Genomic DNA, 21,632 nt, shown 5'->3' on the forward strand with positions numbered 1-21,632 from the left:
ATCACACAGCCGCCCCGTGAGGCTGTTTCGGCTCAAGCATGATCGCGAACAGGCGAATGCCGGCGCTCAGTCGCATCGCGTAAAGTCATTGCGGCTTCGGTCCTGTTGCTGACGTTGAGCTTGGCCAGGATTCGCGTCATGTGGTGCTTTATCGTTTTCTCATGCAGGTTCAGCCGAAGCCCGATCCGTTTGTTGCTCAGGCCCGCGGCAACCAGCGTCAGGATCTCCCTTTCGCGGCTGGTGAGTTCGGCAAGTCCGTCAACTTTCGCTGGCTCTTTTGATTGAGCCGACAGATCGGCCAGCAGGCGCGCCGACAATTGTGGACAAACATATCGTTCGCCCGAGGCTACCGTGCGCAGGATCGCAGCCAACGTCCTCGACCCGACCCCTTTCAGAACATAGCCTCTCGCCCCGCTCTGCAACGCGGCCATCACATGCTGGTTTTCTTCCGAAACGGTCAGCATCACGATTTTCAGTGCCGAATGCCGTTCCAGGGCCGGTTCGATCACGGCAAGACCACCCCCAGGCACCGAGATGTCCATCAGCAGAATGTCGGGCCGCCGGTCTTCGACTATCCGCAAGGCATCATCCCTGCTGCTTCCTTCGCCGACGATCTCGAACCCGCCGATCTGATCGAGCGTGCGCACAACGCCTTCCCTGAACAGCGGGTGGTCGTCAACGATGGCGAGCCTGATGGCTGCTGTCATGTCTGCCCCATTTCAACGATGTTGAGAGCCATTTTCACGATCGTGCCACTTTGTGAGGACGTCACGGTAAACTGGCCCCCGAGGCTTTCCACCCGCTCGCGCAGCCCAACGAGCCCCAGCCCCTCGGGACGCACGATTTGTGGATCAAAGCCGGGGCCGGCGTCGGACACTTCGATACAAACGCGTTCGCCGTCGAAATGTTTCTCGACCGACTGACCTTCACCTCCGGCATGACGGAATCCATTGTTCAGCGTCTCCTGGACGAAGCGGAAGATACAGATCCTGGCCGCCGGCGACAGCGGTGTATGGCCGCCGGTCATCGATAGTCTCACTTTGACGCCGGTTCGTTCTTCGTGCGCCTGTACGGCAATCTGGAGAATTTCACCCAGTTCGGCATGCTCTATATGCGGCAGGACAAGGCCCTTGCTGATGCTCCTGATCTCGCGCATGGCATCGTCCAGATGTGCTTTGATGGCCCGCAATTCCTGCGCACGCTTCGATTGCGACGTAGCAGGATCGGCAATGACCGGGCTATCGATCCCCAGCGCCGCAAGAGCAACCAGTTGCGCGGGGCCATCGTGCAAGTCCGCGCCGATGCGCCTGAGATAGCGTTCGTTGAGTGCGGTGGCACGCTGCGAAGCGCGCTGCACCCGCAGCCTCAAAAATCTGTTTTGAGCGAGCAGATCGGAAAGCTCGGCAATGCGCTGCTTCAACGAGCGGCTCTGCGAACTGATCGTGCGGCTGCCACGGAACACGATCGCCGACAGCCCGAGAAAGAAGGCCGCTGTGACCGCGGCAACGTCCAGCCAGGTTCGAATGAGTGCCTGATGCAGGTTTCTTTCAAAATCAGTGGCGACTTCGTAGAATTCCGAAACGGCCACCACTTCCCCCGACCATGGCTGCAGCACCGGATTGTAGATCTCGAGGAGATGCAAGCCGCTGGCTCTTTCGGCCTCGCTGTCCGGATCGTCGAGCCTGTCGAACTCCGAAACCATTTGGCCGGCGAATGCCGCCCGGAGATTGTCGCTGGGTTCAAAGCGCTTGCCGATCAATGTCTTGTCGGTCGAATACAGGATGGTTCCGTCGCGACGCCAGAGCTTGAAGGATTCGAGCCTTGTGCCGAGTGCCCCTTGTCCCAGCGTTTCATCGAGCGCATGGGCTACGCTCTCGTCGAGGACTTCGCTCTTGCGCATATCCGGAAGCAGCGGTGCAATAACGCTGTCCACGTAAAGAGCCGTAGCGGAAGCCGAATTCTGCGTGACCACGGTTTCTATGTGGTTCGTGACTGAAATCCCCACCACCACCATGGCCGACAGGGAGAATAGACCACCCGCGAGCAGGAACTGCGTGGCCAGCGACAGCGCATTCCAGCGGTCAACGAGGCTTGTCAGCCTGTGCGGCCTGGTATTCCGAATGGCCCGCTCGGCAGCACGCCGCGCCAGTGGCGCGATTCTGGAGAGCCGGCTAATCCGCTGTCGAACGTCGCTAAAAGACGCCATCCTAGGTGTGTAACCGATCAATCGCGATGGAACTAGGGCCTGATGAGAGGGCGAACAGCGCATCCGGCGCTTTTTTGCGCAAATCGTCTCATTGCGTCGTTCGGTAAAGCTCGGACGCAGCCTGCTTCAGCGCCGCCCGCCCGTCCGGCCTCAGATACATCATGTGCCCGCCTTCCAGCACCTCGCTGCGAATGGGCTTTGCACCGGCAAGCGAAGGAATTTGACCAAGCAGGTAGCGCGAGCCCAAGTACGGCGTCACCAGGTCGCTATAGCCGTTGACGATCAGCACGCCGAGGCTGGGGTTCAGCGTGCGCGCCTGCTGAAGGTCGTCCATGACACCCGCATAGCCCTGACGCGTCGGGCTCGTTCCATAATCCCAATTGCCGCTGACTTCGCGGTTGAGCAGCCGATAGCTGATATCCGTACGGAAGTTCAATTCATCACGCACATAGCCGACGAAAGCGGAGGTAAGCGCCGGCACGCTTCGGTCGAGCACCGGATCGGGACCCTCGACTCCCAAGCTCTCCGGCGCCAAATCCGCCGTTGCGATGTTGCCGTCATAGGCGCTGAGAACATTGCCCTTTGCCCGTGCAAACTCCTTGGCGAACAGCCCTATGGGAATGCGTGCAAAGTGCCGCTGGACGAGATCGAGCGGCAGACCGGTGATTGCGGCGACACGCTGGCTCGCCAGGCGTCCACCCTGCTCCAGCCCACCTGCCAGCGCGGCCAGATAATCGCCGAGCGCATAGCGTTCGACTTCCGCCAGCCGCTCCTGCAGGGCCGGACCGGAAACGCCTTCGCTGTGCAGGCGCACTGCCGCCAGCGACGGCAGTTCCAGCGCCCAGTGGAGCGGCTGGAACTCGTCCGGACGCACCAGCGTGAATTCGAGCGCCGGCGAGATCAGCACGACGCCACTCGGGCTGATGCCGATGTCTTCCTGAAGCTTCCTGGCGAGCAATGCTGCTCGAAAGCCGCCATAGCTTTCACCAGCCAGGAAGACAGGCGATGCCGTACGGCTGGTCTGCGCCAGATAGAGCCGGATAAACGCGCCTATCGACGCGGCGTCCTGGCTGACGCCCCAGAAGCTGTGTGCTTCCGTGCCGGGCGCTTCACGGCTGTAACCGGTTCCGACAGGGTCCACAAAGACCAGGTCGGTCATGTCGAGCCAAGTGTTGGGGTTGTCGAACAGCCTCTGCGGCGGCGGCAGGAAACTTCCATCGGCCGCTGTCGCCAGAACCCGCGGACCGAGCGCGCCCAAATGAAGATAGGCGGAAGCTGCTCCCGGACCGCCATTGAAAACGAAGGTGATCGGGCGACGCGGATCCGGTCCCGTTTCTTTCCCGGCGTGCAGAGCATAGGCGACATAGAAAATCTCGGCGGTGATATCGCCTTTGCCGGACGGTAATGACAGCGTGCCGGCCCTGGCCTCGTAATCGAGCGTGCGTCCGGCAATGACGATCGAATGATCGGAAGTCTGCGGCGGTGGCAGGAGCGAGAGAACCCCGCCGGTGGGCGGCGGCCGCTGGGCCGTCTCCGCGTGACCGACCCCAGTTCCGGCAACCAACAGCAGAAGAGCGAGGGCGATTTCTTGCAGCTTGATAGGCATGACGTCTCCGGAGCAATCGGCAGAAACTAGCACACCGTCGGCCGAACCAAAGTCACAGCACCGTGCGCCAGTACGTCTGACAAGAAGGGGTCGGTTTGGGAAATCCGATGCCCAGGCGGAAGATAGGGCGCGAGGGTCACGGCGGCAGCCTCAACCTCTTGCAGCGGATGCGCGCGGCGGAATGACCTACCAAACGACTTCGTGAATTTTCTGCCGGTTGACTCGATTGGCCCACTTCCTAGGTTGGCATTCGGGGCTCCCGTGCAATCCGAAGTCGGTATGACATCATTCCACACCCGAAAGCTTGCCCTTCTCCTTCTATCGGCAGGCGCCGCCATCCTGTCTTCCTGCGTCATGCCCGACGACACCTCGAGCACCGCGAGGGAAGACGCCACGGCGGCGGCAGCCCGCAAGGAGATGGTCGGCCTTAGCGAGGCGGACGTTCGAATGTGCGCCGGCTTTCCGACCGCCACTGCCGATGTCGGCAAATCCGGCCAGATCTGGACCTATCAGCGCGTCGTTCAACGCGGCAATCTCAACATTGTGGTTCCGACCGTGGCCATTGGCCCGGTCCCGGCGCTCGGAGGTTCCGTCAACGTCGCCCCCGGCGGCTATTGCAACACGCAAATTCGAATGGTTGACGGCCGTGTTGCGGAGGTTGCCTACGCCGGCGACAACAACCTGCCGAACAACCGCGATGCGCTCTGTGTCAGCACGGTCGACGCCTGTGTCGCCTATGCCCGTCAATATCGTCCAGGCAAGGCGATGGGCCGTACCAGATAGCGGGATGAGTGGCATTGCCGCCGACCTAAACGTCTGGGGTTTCTGGTTTGCCGGCTAATGACTATCCCCGATCTCGATCGAGCATCACCGATTTGAACAGATATTCCCCGCTCTCAACCGCCGACCCCATCGCGAATAGCGGAGAAATAGCGGTCGGTTCCGACCTGCCCGCCCTTGAGGGCAATTTCCAGCCCGTCGATCGCCTTTACGCGCGAATGCGCCACACAAAGCGGCGAGCCCGGCGATGCCGGCAGCGGCATTCGCACCGTCAGCGCGTCGACGCCCATCTGGCCAAGTGCATGGCTCGACGTGTCGCCGCCGGCGATGACCACGCGCGGCAGGTTCTCTTGAAGCGTCAGTTCGCGGAGAAGCTCGCCAAGGCCGCGGCCGAGCTTATGGCGGGCGCCCTCCCTGAGATCGATTTCAGCACCGCGCTCGGCCGCAGGTCCGAGCGCGGTGTAGAGGATGACGCTCCGCCCGGCCCGTAGGCTGGAGCGGCCGGTTGCGACCGCGCGCGCAATAGCGTCGTTCGAAGCCTCAGAAACCAGTTCGACCGGGTCGAGCTCGATCCCGTCGAAGCCTTCGGCCAGGGCATACCGGATCTGTCGTTCCGTCGTCGGCGAGCAGCTCCCCGAGACCACGGCGATCCTGTCGGCAGCGCCCGGCGGCGAAAAGGCGGGTTTGGCATCCACGATTCGGTTCGATGTCCATTCGACCAGCAAGGCATATTCGATGCCCGAAGAGCCGACGACGAAATAACCGCCCGGCTTGTGAGCGCGCCAAATCTCCTTGCCGGCAAGCGCCTGGGTTTCCAGGCTGTCGACATCGACAAGCACGATACCTGTGCCATCCTCCACAAGCCGGTCGAATGCTTCCGACCGCGACGCAGACTGCAGCGTCGCCTGGTCGATCAGGCCGGAGTTAAGGTCTGTCTGGCGCGACAGATGGATCAGCAGGTCGGATTCGTCCATCGGCGTGATCGGATGGCGGCTCATCACGGGATGGCGGTCGATACGGAAATATTTTTCGCGATAGGCCGCGAACAGATGACCGAAGGCGGTGTAGCGCTTCAGCTGCGGCGCGCCGACCACCAGCGGCACGCCGTCTTGCCGGAAAACCGAGCGGCCGATCTCGATCGCCCGGCCGATGCTGCCAATCGCCGGGCTGGAATCGAAGGTCGAGCAGACCTTGTAGTGGCAGATCTCGGCGTTGACGGTCTTCAGCCAGGCGAAGGCATCTCGCAGATGCGTGTCCATCCACTGCGGCGTCTCGCTGCGGCTGGTGCCGGCCAGTCCAAGGGCGCGGCAATGCGCAAATTGCGAAAGCAACGCCGCGTCCGGCTGGCGCATGAACAGGACGGTCGGCACGCCGCCGAGCTCGAGCGCTTCCATAACGTCGGTCGAGCCGGTCAGGTCGTCGCCATAGTAACTCAGAAGCAGGTTTTGCATGGCGTCAGGCCGCCTCGCCGCCGCCGAACTTCTCGATCGACCGCGCCAGCTCGACATGGCTCAAGGCATAATCCGCCAACGGAATATCCTGGACCGCCGCCTGCCAGGCCTGCTGCACGGCGCGCACGCCGGCGCCCGGCCCGTCCGGGTGGCTGACGATGCCACCGCCGCACAGATAGAGAAGATCGACCGTCCGGCCGGTTCGCTGGAAGGTTTCAGGCGCCTGCCCGCCCCACTGGCCGGAACCGGCGACCGGCAATGCGCAATCGGCCGGCGAAAAGATCGGCGTGGTCACCGCCTTGAAGGATTCGACGAAGGACCAGTCGGGTTCCCAGTATTTCGAGGCGATGCCGTTGATCTGGAACTGGTCGACGCCAAGCAGGCGCCAGAACTGCTGCCAGACCTTGAAATCCATGCCGAGACCGGGATGACGGGTGAGAATGTCCCAGCCATTGCGGTGGGCATGGAGCACAAGGCTGGAGCGTTTTCGAAGGTAAGCCATGCCGCCGAAACCGATCGAATTGATGTTGACCACGGCGCAATTGCCGCCGGCCTTTGCCACCAGGTCGTGGTTTCGCATCATCTCGTCGGGATCGGCATGTGAGATGCCGAAGGCATACATGACCTTCTTGCCGGTCTTCTGCTCGTGGTCGAGGATCAGCGGCATGATTGCCCTCACCCGCTCCGACAGCGGTGAATAGGCCGGGCTCATCAGCTTCTCGTCGTCCTTGATGAAATCGACGCCGGCGGCAATCAGCTCTTGCACCATTGCGGCCGTCTCGGGCGGGCGGAGCCCCAGCGCCGGCTTGACGATGGTCCCGATGATCGGACGATCCGCGACACCGGTCAGCCTGCGGCTGCCCGTGACGCCGAATTGCGGGCCCGGATGCGCGCCCCGGTACTCCTCGGGTAGCCTCATGTCGACGATCCGGATACCGGACAGGCCCTTGATCGAAAATGTGCCGCCGATGGCGATGGTCATCAACGCCGACAAATCGGTGCCGATGGCGTCTAGCGGAAACGCGATGTCGACGTCGGCGCGCTTGACCGGGCCATTGCGCGCTTCGGGACCGGTTTCGGGAAGAGACGGCCGATCCGCATCGGGCAGATGCCGTATCGCCAGGACTCGCGCCGCGACCCTGGCCTTGAGCTCTTCGGTCTCGCCGGCCAGCGCGACGAAGGTTCCAGTCGACTGGTCGCTTGCGATCTTGGCCGCCAGCGCCTCGATATTGCCGGGCGTTTCGATGCGATAGGTGAGAACAATCATATTCGCGCGGCCTGCCGGGGTGGTTCGAAAAAGGTTCCTTGGCCCTTGAAATCTGGTATAATGAGTACATAAGCTTTGCAAGCCCTATCCGGCTGGGCAGAGCCGGGCGAGCCGGCAGCAGGCGTTCCGGAATTCGCGCCGGAAATGCTAGATAGGGGCAGGTCAAAGGAGTGATTCGCGACGATGAACCGTTCGGAGCCGATCGTCCGGCGCAAGCTTTCCGACGAAGTATTCTTGAGACTGAAGCGCCTGATCACCAGCGGCGAATTGCTGCCGGGTGACGACATGCCATCGGAGCGCGAATTGATGGAGCGCTTCGAGGTCGGCAGGCCGGCGATCCGCGAGGCAATGCAGGCATTGAGCAATATGGGCCTCGTCGCGATCTCGCATGGCGAACGGGCGAAAGTGCTGCAGCTGACCGCCAAGTCGATCATCAAACAGGTCGACGGCGCCGCCAAGATCATCCTGTCGTCGTCGAAGGACACGCTGGAGCACCTCAAGAACGCGCGTATCTTCTTCGAGCGCGGCATGGTCAGGGAGGCCGCGGAGAAGGCAACCGCCGAGGACGTGCAGCGGTTGCGCGCAACGGTTGCAGAGCAGCGCAGCCATCGTGGCGACTCGGAAGCCTTCATATCCGCCGACATGAAATTCCACACCCAGATCTCGGCAATATCCGGCAACCCGATCTATGTCGCCGTCAGCGAGGCAATGCTTGGCTGGCTAAAGGAATACCACACCGAAATGCTGATCTGGACCGGCAAGGAAAAGTTCACGCTGACCGAGCACGAAGAGATCATCGGACGCATCGAAGCCAAGGATGCGGATGGCGCCGAGAAGGCGATGATCAAGCACCTCGAACGCTCGCGTGCGCTTTACGTGATGAACTCCGGCAGCTGAAAATCAGGAGCAAGGTCCGGACCGGCGTAGCGGCCGGCACCTTGCTCTCGGCCTACTGACTGACCACAGATCAGCCTGAGCCCGGACCGACGCAGTTTTCTGTTGCCCTCTGAATCCGATGTATTTGCCGCGTGTTTTCATTCAACGATTTCAGCATTTGCATCTTCGCAGCCATGGATTTCCGCGGCCCCGCCTTCATCAGCAAGCCCGCATAGGCCCTCCTGGAGCCCGCGCGCTTGTTCTGGAATTGGCAATTCTTGCAAAGACTATGCTAGGCTTGCCATCCACGAGAACGACACTGGAGTACCGCAATGGCTGTCAGGAGCCTCCACGTTGTGATCTGGCTGCCGTCGAATTTCTATTCGGCCGTCGTCTCGACGCTCGTGGAAATGTTTCAGCTTGTGAATGACGTCTGCCGTTCGCAGGTTCTCTCCTGTGAGTTCGTTTCAAGGAGCGCGCCGTCGGCATCAAGCACCGGAATTTCTTTCCCGACAAAGGCTCAACCATCCCGGAAAATGGATGTCCTGATTCTCATTGCCATGCCGGGTGTCGAGATTCCGGAGCTTCTGCGCTCGCTCGACGAGGAGAGTGAACATTCAAAACCGCTGATCGCGCTCGCGCAGCAGCAGGACGCAATCATCGCAGCACATTGCGGCGCGTGTTATCTGCTCGCCAATTCGGGATTATTGGACGGTAAACGCGCGACGATATCCTGGTGGCTGAGAGCCGAGGCAAGCCGCCGGTTTCCGCAAGTGCGATGGGACGCTTCCCGGCTCCTCATTCGCCAGGACCGCCTCTACACATGCGGAGGCGGGTTTTCCGGACTCGAACTCGCCAGGGCTTTGCTGATCGATCTGGGCTTCTCGAAGGAAGAGCGGATCATTCGAAAACTTCTGGTTCTCCCGCCGCCGCGCACATTCCAGAGTCCCTACGAATTTTCCCTCGATGGAATTTCGAACGGAGCCAGCCCATTCGAGGACAAGTTGCGTGAGCTCTCGAAAGACAAGATGTCGGAAATCGATCTGAAATTTCTGGCAACCGAATTGGGCATGTCTTCGCGAACCCTGTCTCGCAGGTTTTTCGACGAACTCCAGACAACGCCGGGAAAATGGATCCAGGAAAGGCGGCTGGAGTTGGCAAGGTCCATGCTTGAGGAAACGAAACTGAGCGTTTCAGAAATTTGCTATCGGGTGGGTTATCAGGACGTCGCCTCGTTCAGCCGTCTTTTTTCCAAGACAACTGGAATGGCACCGGGCGAGTTTCGAAAGCAAATCCGGTGACAACTCGGCAGCGGAGTGCTGCGGCTACACGCAACCGCTACGCAAGTGCGGCTACCCATGAGCCTCGGCAAATGACTTCAGCCGATCCGGACGATTGCGTAGGGTGTCATCACAAGATGGTCTCGGCCCGACGTATCGCGCGGAATCTGGCGTGACAGTCGTCCATTCCAAATCTTGAGAGGGCCCTGATCGGAGCCGAGCCCGGAAACGTCGACCGGAACATCGACCGGGGTAAGGTTCGCCAGCCAGATGATGATCTTGCCTGTCTGGGAGCGGCCGGCAAGTGCCAGCACCCGCCTCTCATCGGTCGTTGTCGCCGCCACATGCGCATGGCCGGCCAGATCGCAAAGTCCTTTCACCGCGTGGAAAATCGGCCGGGGTGTACCGTCTTCGACAGGTTCGCCCGACGAGGCCAGCACGCCGAATGGTCCGGTGAAGCTGCAGAGCGTCAGTATTTCGAGGCCAGCCGGCGCAACACGTGCGGCATAGCCGATCGTCCATGCGGCTCCGAACAGCCCGGTATGGCGAGGGTCGCGGTCGGCCATGGCAATGCGCTGACTGTCGGGATTGGCCTTGGTCGCACCGCCATAGGGGTTCTGGCGCATGGCAATGGTCGACGGCCCGATCCGATAGGGTTTTGGCCCGAAGATCGCCCTCACCGAGGCTGTGATGGAAGGCAGCGCCTCCAACGATTGCATGACGCTGAGATCGTCGGCGGCGTGCACGATCGGGCAGGTGCAATGCGTGACGAAATCGAGCGGATCGGCCGGCACGCGCTTGCGATTGAGTTCGGTGAAATAGCTGAACATGCCGCCGCCGAGGCGGCTGTCGGGAAAGGCGCGCCGCGTCGCGGCATAGACGTCCTCGAGCAGCGGGCAGTGCGGCCACGCGCTGCCCGGTGGCGTCGACTGCCGGTCGACCGAGGGCGAAACGGCAATGGCCGAAAGCTTGAGCCCGGCCTGCCGCACCCTGTCGGCGACGCCTGAAAGCTCGGCGTCGAGATCGCCGTCGCCGGCAATGACACATTCGAGCGTTGTCCGGACCGGATAGGCGGCGGCGAGCCGGGCGTAGGATCGCAAGGCATCGAGCTCGTGGCCGCGCGTCGGGTCATAGTGGAACATCAATTGCTGCGGGCCAAGCTCGGACAGCATCGGCAGCTTGCCCAGCGCCGCCTCGACCTCATCCGGATAGATGATCACGGCGATATCCGGCAGCGCCGGTCCGGCTTGGCCGAGCGTGACACGAATCGGTTCGGCGCTTGCCGCGGCAGCCGGCACTTTCCCGCCACCCTCCATCCGCAAGCTGATGGTCTGGCGGAAGGTCTCGCCGGCAGGCAGCATGTATGACCATGGCAGCGCGAGCGGCCGGACATAGGTCTTGTAGGAGGCATCCGACCAGTTGCGCTGGTCCTCCATCTCGAAAATGTCGCCTTCCATCCGGCATTCAGCGGTGACGCCCGGCCGGACCTCATGGGTGATCGCCCGCAGATCCTTGAAAGGCTGCCAGGGATCGATCAGCTCTGGAAGCCTGGTCGCGACCACGCTGCCATCGGTATGCTCGACCGTGACCGGGCTGCCGGCCAAGCCGGCAATCGGATGCAGGATGCAGAAGCCGCAGCGATTGGTTTCGAAATCGCTGTCGGGAAGAGCGCTCACGTCGAAGACCAATTTACCATCGGCGGAGCCCTTGATGGTGGCGCGGAAGTCGAGCCGGCTGCCGTCCGGTGCCCGGCAATTTGCCGAATAGCTGACGGAAAAAGCCTCGGCATTTTGTTCGATGGCAAGATCGGCCAGCCTCGGCTCGTAGGTGCCCCAGTCGCGATCCCTGACGATGTAGGCGATAGCGCGCAGAACTTCGGTGCCGCCATGCCGAATGGTGCGCAGATTGCCGTTGACGAAGTCCGCCGTCAGCGCGCCGGCTTGCAGCCTGACCGGTTCGGCTTCAACGGCACCTGTGCCGTAGAGGAGGAAGGCGTTGGCTGTCATTTCAGCAAGGCGTCGAGTTGCACCGGCTCCCGGCTTGCGGCGCCGGCGTACGCTGCCTCGACCAGCGCTAATGTTTTAAGGTTGTCCGCGCCGGAGGTCGCGGGCTCGGTTCCGTTGGTCAGGCAATCGACCCAATGTTTTTGAATGGCGACGACGCTTTCCTGGATGTTGTGCCACGGCCGCGATGCCCAGGCCAGCAGCGGCGGCGAGACGTCGCTACCGACCGTCCCGCTCCTGCCGGTGACGGTGAGGCGGTAGCCCTGCGCCAGCCGGATCGTGCCATCCTTGCCGTCGATCTCGATCAGCGTCTCGGGGAACGGCTCTGTCGCGAGCTTGCTGGCGTAGCTGCAGTCGACCACGGAAGTGGCGCCGCCCGTGTGGTCCATCAGCATCGTCGCAACGTCCTCGCCGGTTATGCCGGGATTGACGCGCGCCGTTCGCGCGGTGACCGTCGAGACGTCGCCCAGCAGAAAGCGGGCGATGTCGAGGATATGAATGCCTAGATCCTCAATAATGAAGCGCCTTCCGGTCGCCAGATAGGGCTGGCCGGAAAACACGTCATAAGCCGATCGGAACGAGATCCGTCCGAAGAAGGGGGTGCCGATTTCGCCGCTGTCGAGCACCGCACGCACCGCCTGGATCGGCGACTGCCAGCGAAAATTCTCATGCACCATCAACGGCACGCCGGCGTCGGCGCAGGCTTTCACCATGGCCTTGGCGTCGGCAAGCGACGGCGCGAACGGCTTTTGGCAGATTACCGGAACGCCATACTGCGCCGCCATCTCCACCAGCGTTCTGTGGCTTGGTACGGTGGTAGCGATGTCGACGAAATCCAACCTTTCGCCGGCAAACAGCGCAGCAGCGTCGGTATAGCGCCGCGCGATGCCGAACTGGTCGCCGACCACCCTTAACCGGTCCGGATCGCGGTCGCAGATGGCGGCAATCGAAGCGCTCTCTATGTCGCGCCAGGCATGCATCTGGTTGACGGCAAAGAAGCCGCAGCCGATCAGCGCGCCACGCAGCTCCGCCATGTCAGCCGGCCTTTGCCATCTGCATCAGCGTGACACGGCTCTGCAGCCGGCGCTGGGCTTGGTCGACGACAACGGCTACGATGATGACGAGGCCCTTGATTACCATTTGCCAGAACGAGCTCACCCCCATCATCACCAGCCCGTCCGAAAGGATGCCGATTACGAAGGCGCCGACAATGGTGCCGCCGATGGCGCCGCGTCCGCCCGACATCGAGGTGCCACCGAGCACTGCCGCGGCAATGGCGTTGAGTTCGAAGCTCTCTCCGGTCGCCGGATGCGAGGCCATCAGTTCGGACGAGATGATCAGCCCGACGATCGCCGCGCAGAACCCGGAAAACATGTAGACGAACATCTTCACCATGTTGACGCGGACGCCCGAAATCCGCGCCGCCCGCTCATTGCCGCCAACGGCGAAGATATGGCGGCCGAGCGGAGTGTATCTGGCGAGATAGGCCGCCCCCAGTGCGACGACGACCAATATCCATATCGAAACCGGCAAGCCAAGCAGCCGGCCGGCGCCGAGGAAGCCGAACCCCGTGGTGCCGAGCTCCGGCTTGCCGACGAGATTGGGGAAGGTGCGCCCGTCGGACGACAGCAGTGCCAGGCCGCGTGCGACATAGAGCACGCCGAGCGTGGCTATGAATGGCGCAACGTTAAGCCTGGTGATCAGCAAGCCGTTGACGGCGCCGATCAATATGCCGACGGCAAGCGTGATCAGCGCGATCTCGAAGACGTTGAAATAGATGGTGTAGCCGACCTGCAGGTCGACGCCGTTCAGCACGAGATAGCCGGCCACCATGCCGCACAGGCCGACGATCGAGCCGACCGACAGGTCGATGCCGCCGGTGATGATGACGAAGGTCATGCCCATTGCGAGGAATGCGTTCAACGCCACGTGCTTCGACATCAGGATAAGATTGGCGGCCGATAGGAAATTAGGGGCAGCTATCGAGAAGAATAACAGCACGGCGATCAGCGCGATGAACGTCCTCGCCTTCATCAGCGTCAGCAGGACCGAGCCGCTCGAAATGGAGTTGACCACCGCCTTGGCTGGAATGTCAGTCATGCGCCTTGCTCTCCGTGCGGGACCGGGCCGTGGCCGAGGGCCGAGGCAGCGACGAGCGCGGCCTCAGTCGCCTCCGCGCGATCGAAGATACCGGTCAATTTTCCATTGCTCATCACCGCGATACGGTCGGACAACGCCATCACTTCGTCGAGATCGGAGGTGGCAAACAGGATCCCCAGACCGTCGCGCGACAGCTTGCGCATGGTGCGGAAAACGTCGGCCTTGGCGCCGACGTCGATGCCGCGACTCGGCTCGTCCATCAGCAGCACCTTCGGTCCGGTGAGCAGCGCCTTGCCGATCACCACCTTCTGCTGGTTGCCGCCCGACAGCGACGAGACTTCCTGCGTCGGATCGGCGACCTTGATGGCCAGTTCGCGTATCGTCTGGGTCACCGCCTGTCGTTCGGCGGCACCACGAATGTGGAACAGGCGCACGAACCGCGACAGGCTGGCCAGAGTCAGATTGCTGGCGACGGAGAGGATCGACACCAGCCCTTCGCGTTGGCGGTCTTCGGGGATCAGCGCCAGCCCGCGCCGGATGCGCCGTGTCGTGTCGCGCTCGTGCACCTTTTTGCCGGCAATGAATATCGCGCCGGTCGAATGGCCGTGGCGGCCCATGATGCAATCGAACAGCTCGCTGCGTCCGGCGCCCATCAGGCCGTAGATGCCGAGGATCTCGCCAGCGCGCAGCGACAGCGAGACGTGGTCGACCGCAAGCCCGCCGGTGACGCGCGGTAGGCAAATGTCCTCGGCGCGGAATATCTCGTCGCCCGGCACATGGCCGTCGGCCTTGGCGAAGTCCTTGGCGTCCGAGCCGATCATCTGCCGCACGACCCACTGGGTGTCGACGTCTTTCATCTTCGCCTGGCCGGTGATGCGCCCGTCGCGCAGCACCGTGATGGTGTCGCCGATGCGGATCAATTCCTCGAGCCGATGCGAGATGTAGACGATTGCCACGCCGCCCGCCTTGAGGTCGGCAATCACCTTGAACAGGATCTCGACTTCCGCCGCGCTGAGCGCCGAGGTCGGCTCGTCCATGATCAGGATGCGCGCATCGAGCGAAACCGCCTTGGCGATCTCGACCAGCTGCTGCTGGCCGATGCGCAGATCCTCGACCAGCATGTCCGGCCGGATGCCGGCTTCCAGCCGTTCCAGGAACTCCGCCGCGCGGCGCTCCTGCTCTTTGCGGTCGATCTTGCGGAAGCGGTTGGTGATCTCGCGGGTGGCGAAAATGTTTTCGGCGACGGTCAGGTTGCCGAACAGGTTCAACTCCTGGAACACCATGCCGATTCCGCGATTTACCGCGTCCCCGGATGACGAGAAGGAGACCTCCTCGCCGTCCAGCAGAATGCGCCCGAGCGTCGGCCGCTCGACGCCGGCGATGATCTTCATCAGCGTCGATTTGCCGGCCCCGTTTTCGCCGACCAGCACGTTGACCGCACCCTTGCGCACCTCAAAATTCGCACGTTTGACCGCGACGGTGCCCGAATAGACTTTCGAGACATCCTCCAGCTTCAGGATGACGTCTTGATCGCCGGTCATGGCTTCGGCCCGATCTCTGCCTCCGCCGGCGTCACCAGCGGCAGGTCCTGGCCGCTGCCTGGCGTATAGGCGCCGAGGATCTTGACGCTTCGGCCCTCGAGTGCCTCGCGCGGCAGCTTGGAAAGCACGGTCTTGTCGGCGTAGGCGTTGAAGGCCTTGCCGAACTGGGCGAAGTCGATCTGGTTGGTGAAATCGTTGAATTGAATGAAGTCAAGGCTGTCGCGCAGCGCTGTACCGCGAGTGGCGGGTCCGATCTGCACTCGCGCATCCGCCTTGCCGTCGCCGTCGGCATCGACGTCCATTGTCGACGCGCGTGACTGTGTATTGGCTGCAACGACCTTGCCCTCGAGCCGGACGGCGAAGGTCCACGGCGAGTTCGCCTGCTTTTTCGGATTGCCGTACTTGGCGCCGGCAGCGGCGGGATCGGTCTTCGCCAAAGCATGAACCTCGGCAAACGGGCCGGCCTTCTGCTGCAGATAGGGTATCGCTTTCGTCGCCCAAATGTCCTCGACCATCTTGTCGGGATTGAAGGCCGAGCCAGTGCCGCCGTTTTCCGCTGACGGCGTCGGCAGGATCTTGCAGGCGGTCAGGCTGACTATAGCTGCAAGGAACGACACGACAAGGATTGGCCGGGTCAGCGTGTTGAACATGTCGGCTCGTTCGGCATGGCGGTCAGGAGCACCCAGAAATGGAAGCAAGGGCGAAATGGAAGCAAGGGACGAACCGGAGCTCGTCCCTTGCGCTTGATGTTACGCCGGCTCAGTTGGTGAGCGCGAATGTCTCCAGCTTGGCGGCATTGTCGCCATTGACCAGGACGCAATCCATCAATTGCTTTTCCTCGGCCGGAGACTTCTTGTTCTTGATGAAGTCGTTGGCCTGCTCGACCGCCATCTGTGCCTGCGCGAAGGCCGGCTGCAGGACCGTCGCCTTGATGCCGCCGGAAGTTATCGAGTCGCGCACGTCGTTCGACCCGTCGAAGCCGACGACGATGACGTCCTTGCGACCGGCAGCGGCAAGTGCCGCATAGGCGCCCATCGCCATCGTGTCGTTGCCGGAGATCACGCCCTTAATATCGGGATTGGCCTGGAGGATCGATTCCATCTTTGAATAGGCCTCGGTCTGGCTCCAGTTGGCCGATTGCTGCGCCACCATCTTCAGGTCCGGATAGTCGTCGATGACGTCGTGGTAACCCTTGGAGCGGATGCCGGCATTGGTGTCGGATTCTTTGCCGACGAGCTCGACGAAATTACCCTTCTCGCCCATCAGCTTGACGAATTCCTGCGCGCCGAGCTGGGCGCCCTGATAATTGTTGGAGACGATCTGCGCGACGGCAACGCCGGTGGCATTGATCTCGCGATCGATCAGGAAGGAAGGAACGCCTGCGTCCTTGGCCTTCTGCACCGCAGCGACTGTGGCGTCGGCGCCGGCATTGTCGAGGATGATCGCCTTGGCGCCGCGGCCGATCGCCGTATCGATCAATTCGGACTGCTTGTTGGCGTCGTCGTCATGGACGAGCACCAACGCCTCGTAGCCGAGTTCCTTGGCCTTGGCCTCCGCGCCGACAGCTTCCGCCTTGAAGAACGGATTGTCATGCGAGGGCGTGATGATGGCGATCAAATCCGCCGCATAGGCGGGTGCGGCGGTGCCAAGCGCCAGCATGCCGGCGAAAGCCGCAAGCGTCATTCTGCGTGTCAGTTTCATGTATTCCTCCCGTTGAAAATCCGCGCCTTGTCCCAAGGCTATATGCATTCGATTTCGCCAGCCGGCCGTAGGTGGCGGGTCGCGTCAGATTCACAAGCCTCTGCCGGCTTCACTTCGACGGATCGCTTCCCACTACCCTCCACTCATCTGGCCCCTGAGCCTGCTGCGAAGCTTGACGGTCCGATCCATCGAACAGCTAAGGCAACTGGTATAATGAGTCAATGACAATTTCAGGTGACATGTTCCGAAAACGCGTCGCTGCCCTCAAGTGATGCGCTGAATGCTCGCGGCAATCTCCTCCGGCTCGAACACCCGTTTCCAGTCGTCGCGCATCAGAACCGGCTTGCCGAACTCTATCGCCTTGTTGCAGGCGTCGGAGAACACGCCTTTGGTCTCGCCGAAGATGACGGCGCCAAGCACGTTCATATGACCAAGCAGGAAGTCGAGCGCCGCCTGCTTGTCGACCCCGCGCGCCACCACCTCATCGACCGCCTCTTTCATGACGACGAGCAGCGAAGCGCATACCGTTTCCGAAAGGCCGGGCTCGAGCAGGGCCATCTGATCGACAGTGACGCGATGGGAGCGCATGACCGGCGCCCAGATGATCTTTGCGATCGCCTCACCCTTGGCGAAATCCTCCTCCGGTCCCTGCATCAAGGCGCTGACCATATGCTGCTTGGCCTTGACGCCGCCGAAATAGTCCTTCTTGGCCGCCATGTCGGTCTCGTCGTTGAAGATCGGCGGATGGCAGGGGTGGGTGACGAAATACGTCAGATCCGGCCGCTTCGGCAAATGCCCGGCGAAAGGTGCCGCGGCGTCGAGCACGACGACCATCGTGCCTGACGCAAGCTTGCTCTCGATACTCGCCGCGACCTTGCCGATGTGCGTGTCCGGCACCGCCAGGATCACCACATCGGCGCCATCAAGCGCCTCATCGGCGCTGACGGCATCGATGCCGAGGCCCGACTTCAGCCGCTCGCGGCCGGCGTCGCTGACCTCGACATGGCGTATCGTATACGAAGATCCGCGAAAATTGGTTGCCAGACGGTAACCCATTTTGCCGCCTGCACCAAACAGCGCAATCGTTGTCATATGTCGTTACTCCTGAATTCCAACGACGGCCCTACCGATCGTCATCTCATTGACTTGTATGCACATTGCCGCCGGCTGGCGGGTAAAAACGCGGGGAGCCGTCGCTCAAATGACGATGCCTGGACGTGTCTCGGGCGCCCGGATGTCCAGCGCAGCTACGCGGAGCATGCTACCTCAGGTACACATTATACCAGCATATCAAATTCGCAAGCGGCCGCGGCACTGCTCTGACCATTTGTTTGCCCGTCGTTTACCTCTGTTCAACGGCAAAGAGCGATCATCGCGCTGACCCGCCGATCGGCGGGATGATTCGCAGCCAACAAAGGCCCATGCTCGAAACGTCACTCTACAGCCCGGTCAAGGCCTTCCTCGAAGGCCCGGGATTTATGGTCAAGGGCGAGATCGGCGGCTGCGACCTGCTGGCGCTGAGTGCCGACTCTCCACCGATCGTCGTCATCTGCGAGCTGAAGCTGAAGTTCAATCTCGAGCTCATCCTCCAGGGCGTCGACCGTATGGCGGCGAGCGACGAGGTCTGGCTCGCGGCATGCATGTCGGCCCGTGGCAAGGGCCGCGAGAGCGATGTGAGATACCGCAATCTCTGCCGTCGGCTCGGCTTTGGCCTGCTTGGCGTGCGACCGAACGGCGAGGTTCAGGTGCTGCTCAGCCCGACGGCATTGGCCCCGCGTCGGGATCCCCGGCGCCGCTCGAAACTAATCGACGAACATCGGCGTCGGCAGGGCGATCCTGTCGCCGGCGGCGGCTCACGTGCGCCGATCATGACCGCTTATCGCCAGCAGGCACTGGCATGCGCCGCAGCACTCGCCGACGGCCCAAAACGGCCGCGTGACTTGAAGCCCAACCTGCCGAACGCACCCAAGATTCTGCTGCACAACGTGTATCGCTGGTTCGCGCGCACCGATCGCGGGATCTACGAACTGGCCGCTCAGGGCCGTGAAGCCTTGCAGCGCTGGCCGCAGCCCGATCGCAGCCACGCCGCTGCCTGAGACAGGCAACGCCGGATTTCGCGCCCTGCTCTCCGCGACAATCACGGCTTTCGGCCAGACAGCACTCAGTACAAGACAGCACCTCAGTCACGGAACCATATTTCGACACGATGGTTTTGTCGTCACCGAATTGATCGTCCGCTGAGCAAACGGAAGGAACGGCCATGCGCCTATCGACGACAATTGCCACACTTTCGGCACTGGCCCTTGCCTCGCCGGTCTATGCGCAATCCGTGGGACCAGAGCTTGCCCCTGTGCCGCCGACGGCGCCGCAAACCTTGCCAGAGCAAGCCACGCCCCAAGGGACCACTCCCGACCAGGCTACACCGGAGGATGCGTTCTCCGCCCAGAATTTCACCGCAGTGACAATCGTGGCGATGGAGGATCTGCCTCCTGACATCAAGGCACAGGCGGAGGCCGTCGTCACCCAGACCAGCGCCGAGGATTTGCGCATCCTGCAAAGTTCGATCGACGCATCGCCGCAGGCGGCATCGGCACTGGCGGCGAATGGGCTTAATTCCACGCAGGTCGTGGCGGCCAATATCGACGGCGACGGCACGCTGACGCTGATCATCCAGACGACGACGTGAGCGGCTGAAAGCGGACAAGCCGGCTCCGGCACGGAACCAAAGCCCGCCTGATCGCGGAGGACTGTCATGGTCGAGGCTGCAGTTCGCAACTTCACCATCAATTTCGGGCCACAACATCCCTCCGCTCACGGCGTCCTGCGGCTGGTGCTCGAACTCGACGGCGAGATCGTGGAACGCGCCGATCCCCATATCGGCCTGCTGCATCGCGGCACCGAAAAGCTCATCGAGTACAAGAACTACCTGCAGGCCTTGCCCTATTTCGACCGGCTCGACTACGTCGCGCCGATGAACCAGGAGCATGCATTCTGTCTCGCCGCCGAGAAGCTCCTCGAAATATCGGTTCCGAAACGCGGACAGCTCATTCGCGTGCTTTTCTGCGAAATAGGCCGGCTGCTATCGCACCTCCTCAACGTCACCACGCAAGCCATGGACATCGGCGCGCTGACGCCGCCGCTCTGGGGTTTCGCCGAGCGCGAGAAGCTGATGGTCTTTTATGAGCGCGCGTCCGGCGCCCGCATGCACGCGAATTATTTCAGGGTCGGCGGCGTGCATCAGGATCTGCCGCCGGAACTCCTCGACGACATCTGGAGGTTCTGCGATCCCTTCCTCAAGGTCTGCGACAATCTCGAAGAGCTGTTGACCGAGAACCGCATCTTCAAGCAGCGCAATGTCGATGTCGGCGTGATCGGCCTCGATGATGCCTGGGCCTGGGGCTTTTCCGGCGTGATGGTGCGCGGATCGGGGGCATCCTGGGATCTGCGCAAGGCGCAGCCATACGAATGCTATTCGGAGATGGATTTCGATATTCCGGTCGGCAAGCATGGCGACTGCTACGACCGCTATCTTGTACGCATGGAGGAAATGCGCCAGTCGGTCCGGATCATGCGGCAATGCCTGGAAAAGTTGCGCTCACCCGAAGGCCAGGGACCGGTCGCGATCCCGAACCACAAGATCACGCCGCCGCCGCGTGCCACGATGAAGCGCTCGATGGAAGCGACGATCCACCATTTCAAACTCTACACCGAAGGCATTCGCGTGCCGAGCGGTGAAGTCTACGCCGCCGTCGAGGCGCCGAAGGGCGAGTTCGGCGTCTACCTCGTTTCGGACGGAGGCAATGTTCCCTACCGATGCAAGATCCGCGCACCTTCGTTCGCCCACCTGCAGGCGATGGATTTCCTGTCCCGAGGCCATATGATCGCCGATGTCGCCGCGATCATCGGCTCGCTCGACATCGTGTTCGGAGAAATCGATCGTTAGCCACGTCAAAGGGTCGCGGGTCCATCCTAGCCAGATCGCACCTGCCTCGACTGCGCTCGGACGCCGGTCGGACGACGGCTCTCACTTGCGGCGGGCCAACTCAAATTCTCGCATCAAAACGGACGCATGGCCGCGACAAGGCGCAGCCAAGCGTCGAGGACTTTCACAATCTGCGCGGCCCGACGTGGCACGTGCCCTTCCAAGTTCGGAAGCGCTCTCCACGGCGCGGAAAGAACGCGTGTTCCGCCGTTCCTCGTACCGCGTCAATGCGCGATCAATCCCTTCAACCAGGCAACAAATCTGTTGCCGCGGACTATCCCGCGCACCCTGGCAGCGGCCCATCGCGCTTGCATCGTAGCACCGACATGGCAATGGCAAACGATTTGGTGCAACTGCCGATCGCTCAGTTCGAAGAAGCGCTTTGCCTCACCGTAGGTATCGTCCTTCAGCCCCATGGCACGCAGAACCGGATCCTCGAAGGCGACGGTGAGCGGCGTTCCAGCACCACGCGATCTGTCGCGCGCTTCCCTGTTCATATATTCGGTGCCTGGAAGCGCCCCAAGGCATCGCGTCGGGTTTTGTTCGAGAAGTTCCGCCCAACGTTCAATCCGTTGGTTTCGAGTCATCGCCGGATACGCCGCGAAGGACTCAACTTCCGCGACGGCTTGCAGTTGGTCGAGTGTTTGATGTTTCATGGTCGGCTCCTGTCGACAGGTGAATTTGCCCACGCCTTTATGAGCAATTATCGCGCCGTGGAGCGCTGACAAGGCCGGACCGCCGCAACATGAAGCATATGAATCACCTGCCCGGTGAAACGGCGCTCTAGTTCGAACGCGCCGGCACCGCTCGGTGGGTTCGATGTCGACCCGTTAACCCGA

The 21,632-nt window shown here is 62.0% G+C and carries 19 protein-coding genes; 6 read left to right on the plus strand and 13 right to left on the minus strand.

Going from position 1 to position 21,632, the window contains the following annotated elements:
* Window positions 1-32: 32 nt before the first annotated feature.
* From NKJ84_RS09700 to NKJ84_RS09710, 3 genes are all read right to left on the minus strand, one after another.
* Window positions 33-707: a response regulator gene (locus NKJ84_RS09700; protein ID WP_352506270.1), complete on the minus strand. Its 675-nt coding sequence runs from the start codon at window positions 705-707 to the stop codon at window positions 33-35.
* Window positions 704-2,014 carry a sensor histidine kinase gene (locus NKJ84_RS09705; RefSeq protein WP_352506397.1) on the minus strand — a complete coding sequence of 437 codons (1,311 nt, stop codon included), beginning with the start codon at window positions 2,012-2,014 and terminating at the stop codon, window positions 704-706. The genes NKJ84_RS09700 and NKJ84_RS09705 overlap by 4 nt, the downstream gene beginning before the upstream one ends.
* Window positions 2,015-2,294: 280 nt before the next feature.
* The gene (locus tag NKJ84_RS09710; RefSeq protein WP_352506271.1) at window positions 2,295-3,812 is read right to left on the minus strand and encodes a S10 family peptidase; all 1,518 of its coding nucleotides are present in this window, start codon (window positions 3,810-3,812) and stop codon (window positions 2,295-2,297) included.
* A gap of 279 nt (window positions 3,813-4,091) precedes the next feature.
* Between NKJ84_RS09710 and NKJ84_RS09715 the strand changes: the two genes are divergently transcribed.
* Window positions 4,092-4,595 (plus strand): hypothetical protein, encoded by a 504-nt coding sequence (locus NKJ84_RS09715; RefSeq protein ID WP_352506272.1) that lies wholly within the window; start codon window positions 4,092-4,094, stop codon window positions 4,593-4,595.
* Between the two features lie 113 nt (window positions 4,596-4,708).
* On the opposite strand, the gene NKJ84_RS09720 is transcribed toward NKJ84_RS09715, so the two are convergent.
* Together NKJ84_RS09720 and oiaX are read right to left on the minus strand one after the other, a co-directional pair.
* Complete coding sequence (locus NKJ84_RS09720) at window positions 4,709-6,043, minus strand: four-carbon acid sugar kinase family protein (protein WP_352506273.1); 1,335 nt, start codon at window positions 6,041-6,043, stop codon at window positions 4,709-4,711.
* Window positions 6,044-6,047: 4 nt separating this feature from the next.
* Window positions 6,048-7,310, minus strand: coding sequence for a 3-oxo-isoapionate-4-phosphate decarboxylase OiaX (gene oiaX, locus NKJ84_RS09725; protein WP_352506274.1), 1,263 nt, complete (start codon window positions 7,308-7,310; stop codon window positions 6,048-6,050).
* A gap of 183 nt (window positions 7,311-7,493) precedes the next feature.
* On the opposite strand from oiaX, the gene NKJ84_RS09730 reads away from it, so the two are divergent.
* Complete coding sequence (locus NKJ84_RS09730; protein ID WP_023720267.1) at window positions 7,494-8,207, plus strand: transcriptional regulator NanR; 714 nt, start codon at window positions 7,494-7,496, stop codon at window positions 8,205-8,207.
* 311 nt (window positions 8,208-8,518) lie between these two features.
* A complete protein-coding gene (locus NKJ84_RS09735) occupies window positions 8,519-9,487 on the plus strand; it encodes a GlxA family transcriptional regulator (RefSeq protein ID WP_352506275.1) in 969 nt (322 codons plus the stop codon).
* Between the two features lie 77 nt (window positions 9,488-9,564).
* Here the strand turns inward: NKJ84_RS09735 and apnL are convergent, their stop codons facing one another.
* The 7 genes from apnL to NKJ84_RS09770 form a co-directional block, all read right to left on the minus strand.
* Window positions 9,565-11,472, minus strand: coding sequence for a D-apionate lactonase (gene apnL / locus NKJ84_RS09740; protein WP_352506276.1), 1,908 nt, complete (start codon window positions 11,470-11,472; stop codon window positions 9,565-9,567).
* Complete coding sequence (locus NKJ84_RS09745) at window positions 11,469-12,503, minus strand: Gfo/Idh/MocA family protein (RefSeq protein ID WP_352506277.1); 1,035 nt, start codon at window positions 12,501-12,503, stop codon at window positions 11,469-11,471. Before NKJ84_RS09745 ends, apnL begins: the two co-directional genes overlap by 4 nt.
* Window position 12,504: 1 nt before the next feature.
* Window positions 12,505-13,569 carry an ABC transporter permease gene (locus tag NKJ84_RS09750; RefSeq protein WP_352506278.1) on the minus strand — a complete coding sequence of 355 codons (1,065 nt, stop codon included), beginning with the start codon at window positions 13,567-13,569 and terminating at the stop codon, window positions 12,505-12,507.
* A complete protein-coding gene (locus NKJ84_RS09755; RefSeq protein WP_352506279.1) occupies window positions 13,566-15,110 on the minus strand; it encodes a sugar ABC transporter ATP-binding protein in 1,545 nt (514 codons plus the stop codon). The genes NKJ84_RS09750 and NKJ84_RS09755 overlap by 4 nt, the downstream gene beginning before the upstream one ends.
* A complete protein-coding gene (locus tag NKJ84_RS09760) occupies window positions 15,107-15,760 on the minus strand; it encodes a DUF2291 family protein (RefSeq protein ID WP_352506280.1) in 654 nt (217 codons plus the stop codon). The genes NKJ84_RS09755 and NKJ84_RS09760 overlap by 4 nt, the downstream gene beginning before the upstream one ends.
* Window positions 15,761-15,869: 109 nt before the next feature.
* The gene (locus NKJ84_RS09765; RefSeq protein ID WP_023675475.1) at window positions 15,870-16,811 is read right to left on the minus strand and encodes a D-ribose ABC transporter substrate-binding protein; all 942 of its coding nucleotides are present in this window, start codon (window positions 16,809-16,811) and stop codon (window positions 15,870-15,872) included.
* Between the two features lie 264 nt (window positions 16,812-17,075).
* The gene (locus NKJ84_RS09770; RefSeq protein WP_352506281.1) at window positions 17,076-17,903 is read right to left on the minus strand and encodes a phosphogluconate dehydrogenase C-terminal domain-containing protein; all 828 of its coding nucleotides are present in this window, start codon (window positions 17,901-17,903) and stop codon (window positions 17,076-17,078) included.
* Window positions 17,904-18,232: 329 nt separating this feature from the next.
* On the opposite strand from NKJ84_RS09770, the gene NKJ84_RS09775 reads away from it, so the two are divergent.
* The 3 genes from NKJ84_RS09775 (at window position 18,233) to NKJ84_RS09785 (ending at window position 20,754) form a co-directional block, all read left to right on the plus strand.
* Window positions 18,233-18,907 carry a DUF2161 domain-containing phosphodiesterase gene (locus tag NKJ84_RS09775; protein ID WP_352506282.1) on the plus strand — a complete coding sequence of 225 codons (675 nt, stop codon included), beginning with the start codon at window positions 18,233-18,235 and terminating at the stop codon, window positions 18,905-18,907.
* Window positions 18,908-19,071: 164 nt separating this feature from the next.
* Window positions 19,072-19,497 carry a hypothetical protein gene (locus NKJ84_RS09780; protein ID WP_352506283.1) on the plus strand — a complete coding sequence of 142 codons (426 nt, stop codon included), beginning with the start codon at window positions 19,072-19,074 and terminating at the stop codon, window positions 19,495-19,497.
* Between the two features lie 66 nt (window positions 19,498-19,563).
* Window positions 19,564-20,754 (plus strand): NADH-quinone oxidoreductase subunit D, encoded by a 1,191-nt coding sequence (locus NKJ84_RS09785; protein WP_352506284.1) that lies wholly within the window; start codon window positions 19,564-19,566, stop codon window positions 20,752-20,754.
* 263 nt (window positions 20,755-21,017) lie between these two features.
* Here NKJ84_RS09785 and NKJ84_RS09790 read toward each other — a convergent pair whose 3' ends face one another.
* A complete protein-coding gene (locus NKJ84_RS09790; RefSeq protein WP_254817079.1) occupies window positions 21,018-21,449 on the minus strand; it encodes a hypothetical protein in 432 nt (143 codons plus the stop codon).
* Window positions 21,450-21,632: the final 183 nt, after the last annotated feature.

Source organism: Mesorhizobium sp. M0048 (genome assembly GCF_040323405.1).
Lineage (GTDB): Bacteria > Pseudomonadota > Alphaproteobacteria > Rhizobiales > Rhizobiaceae > Mesorhizobium.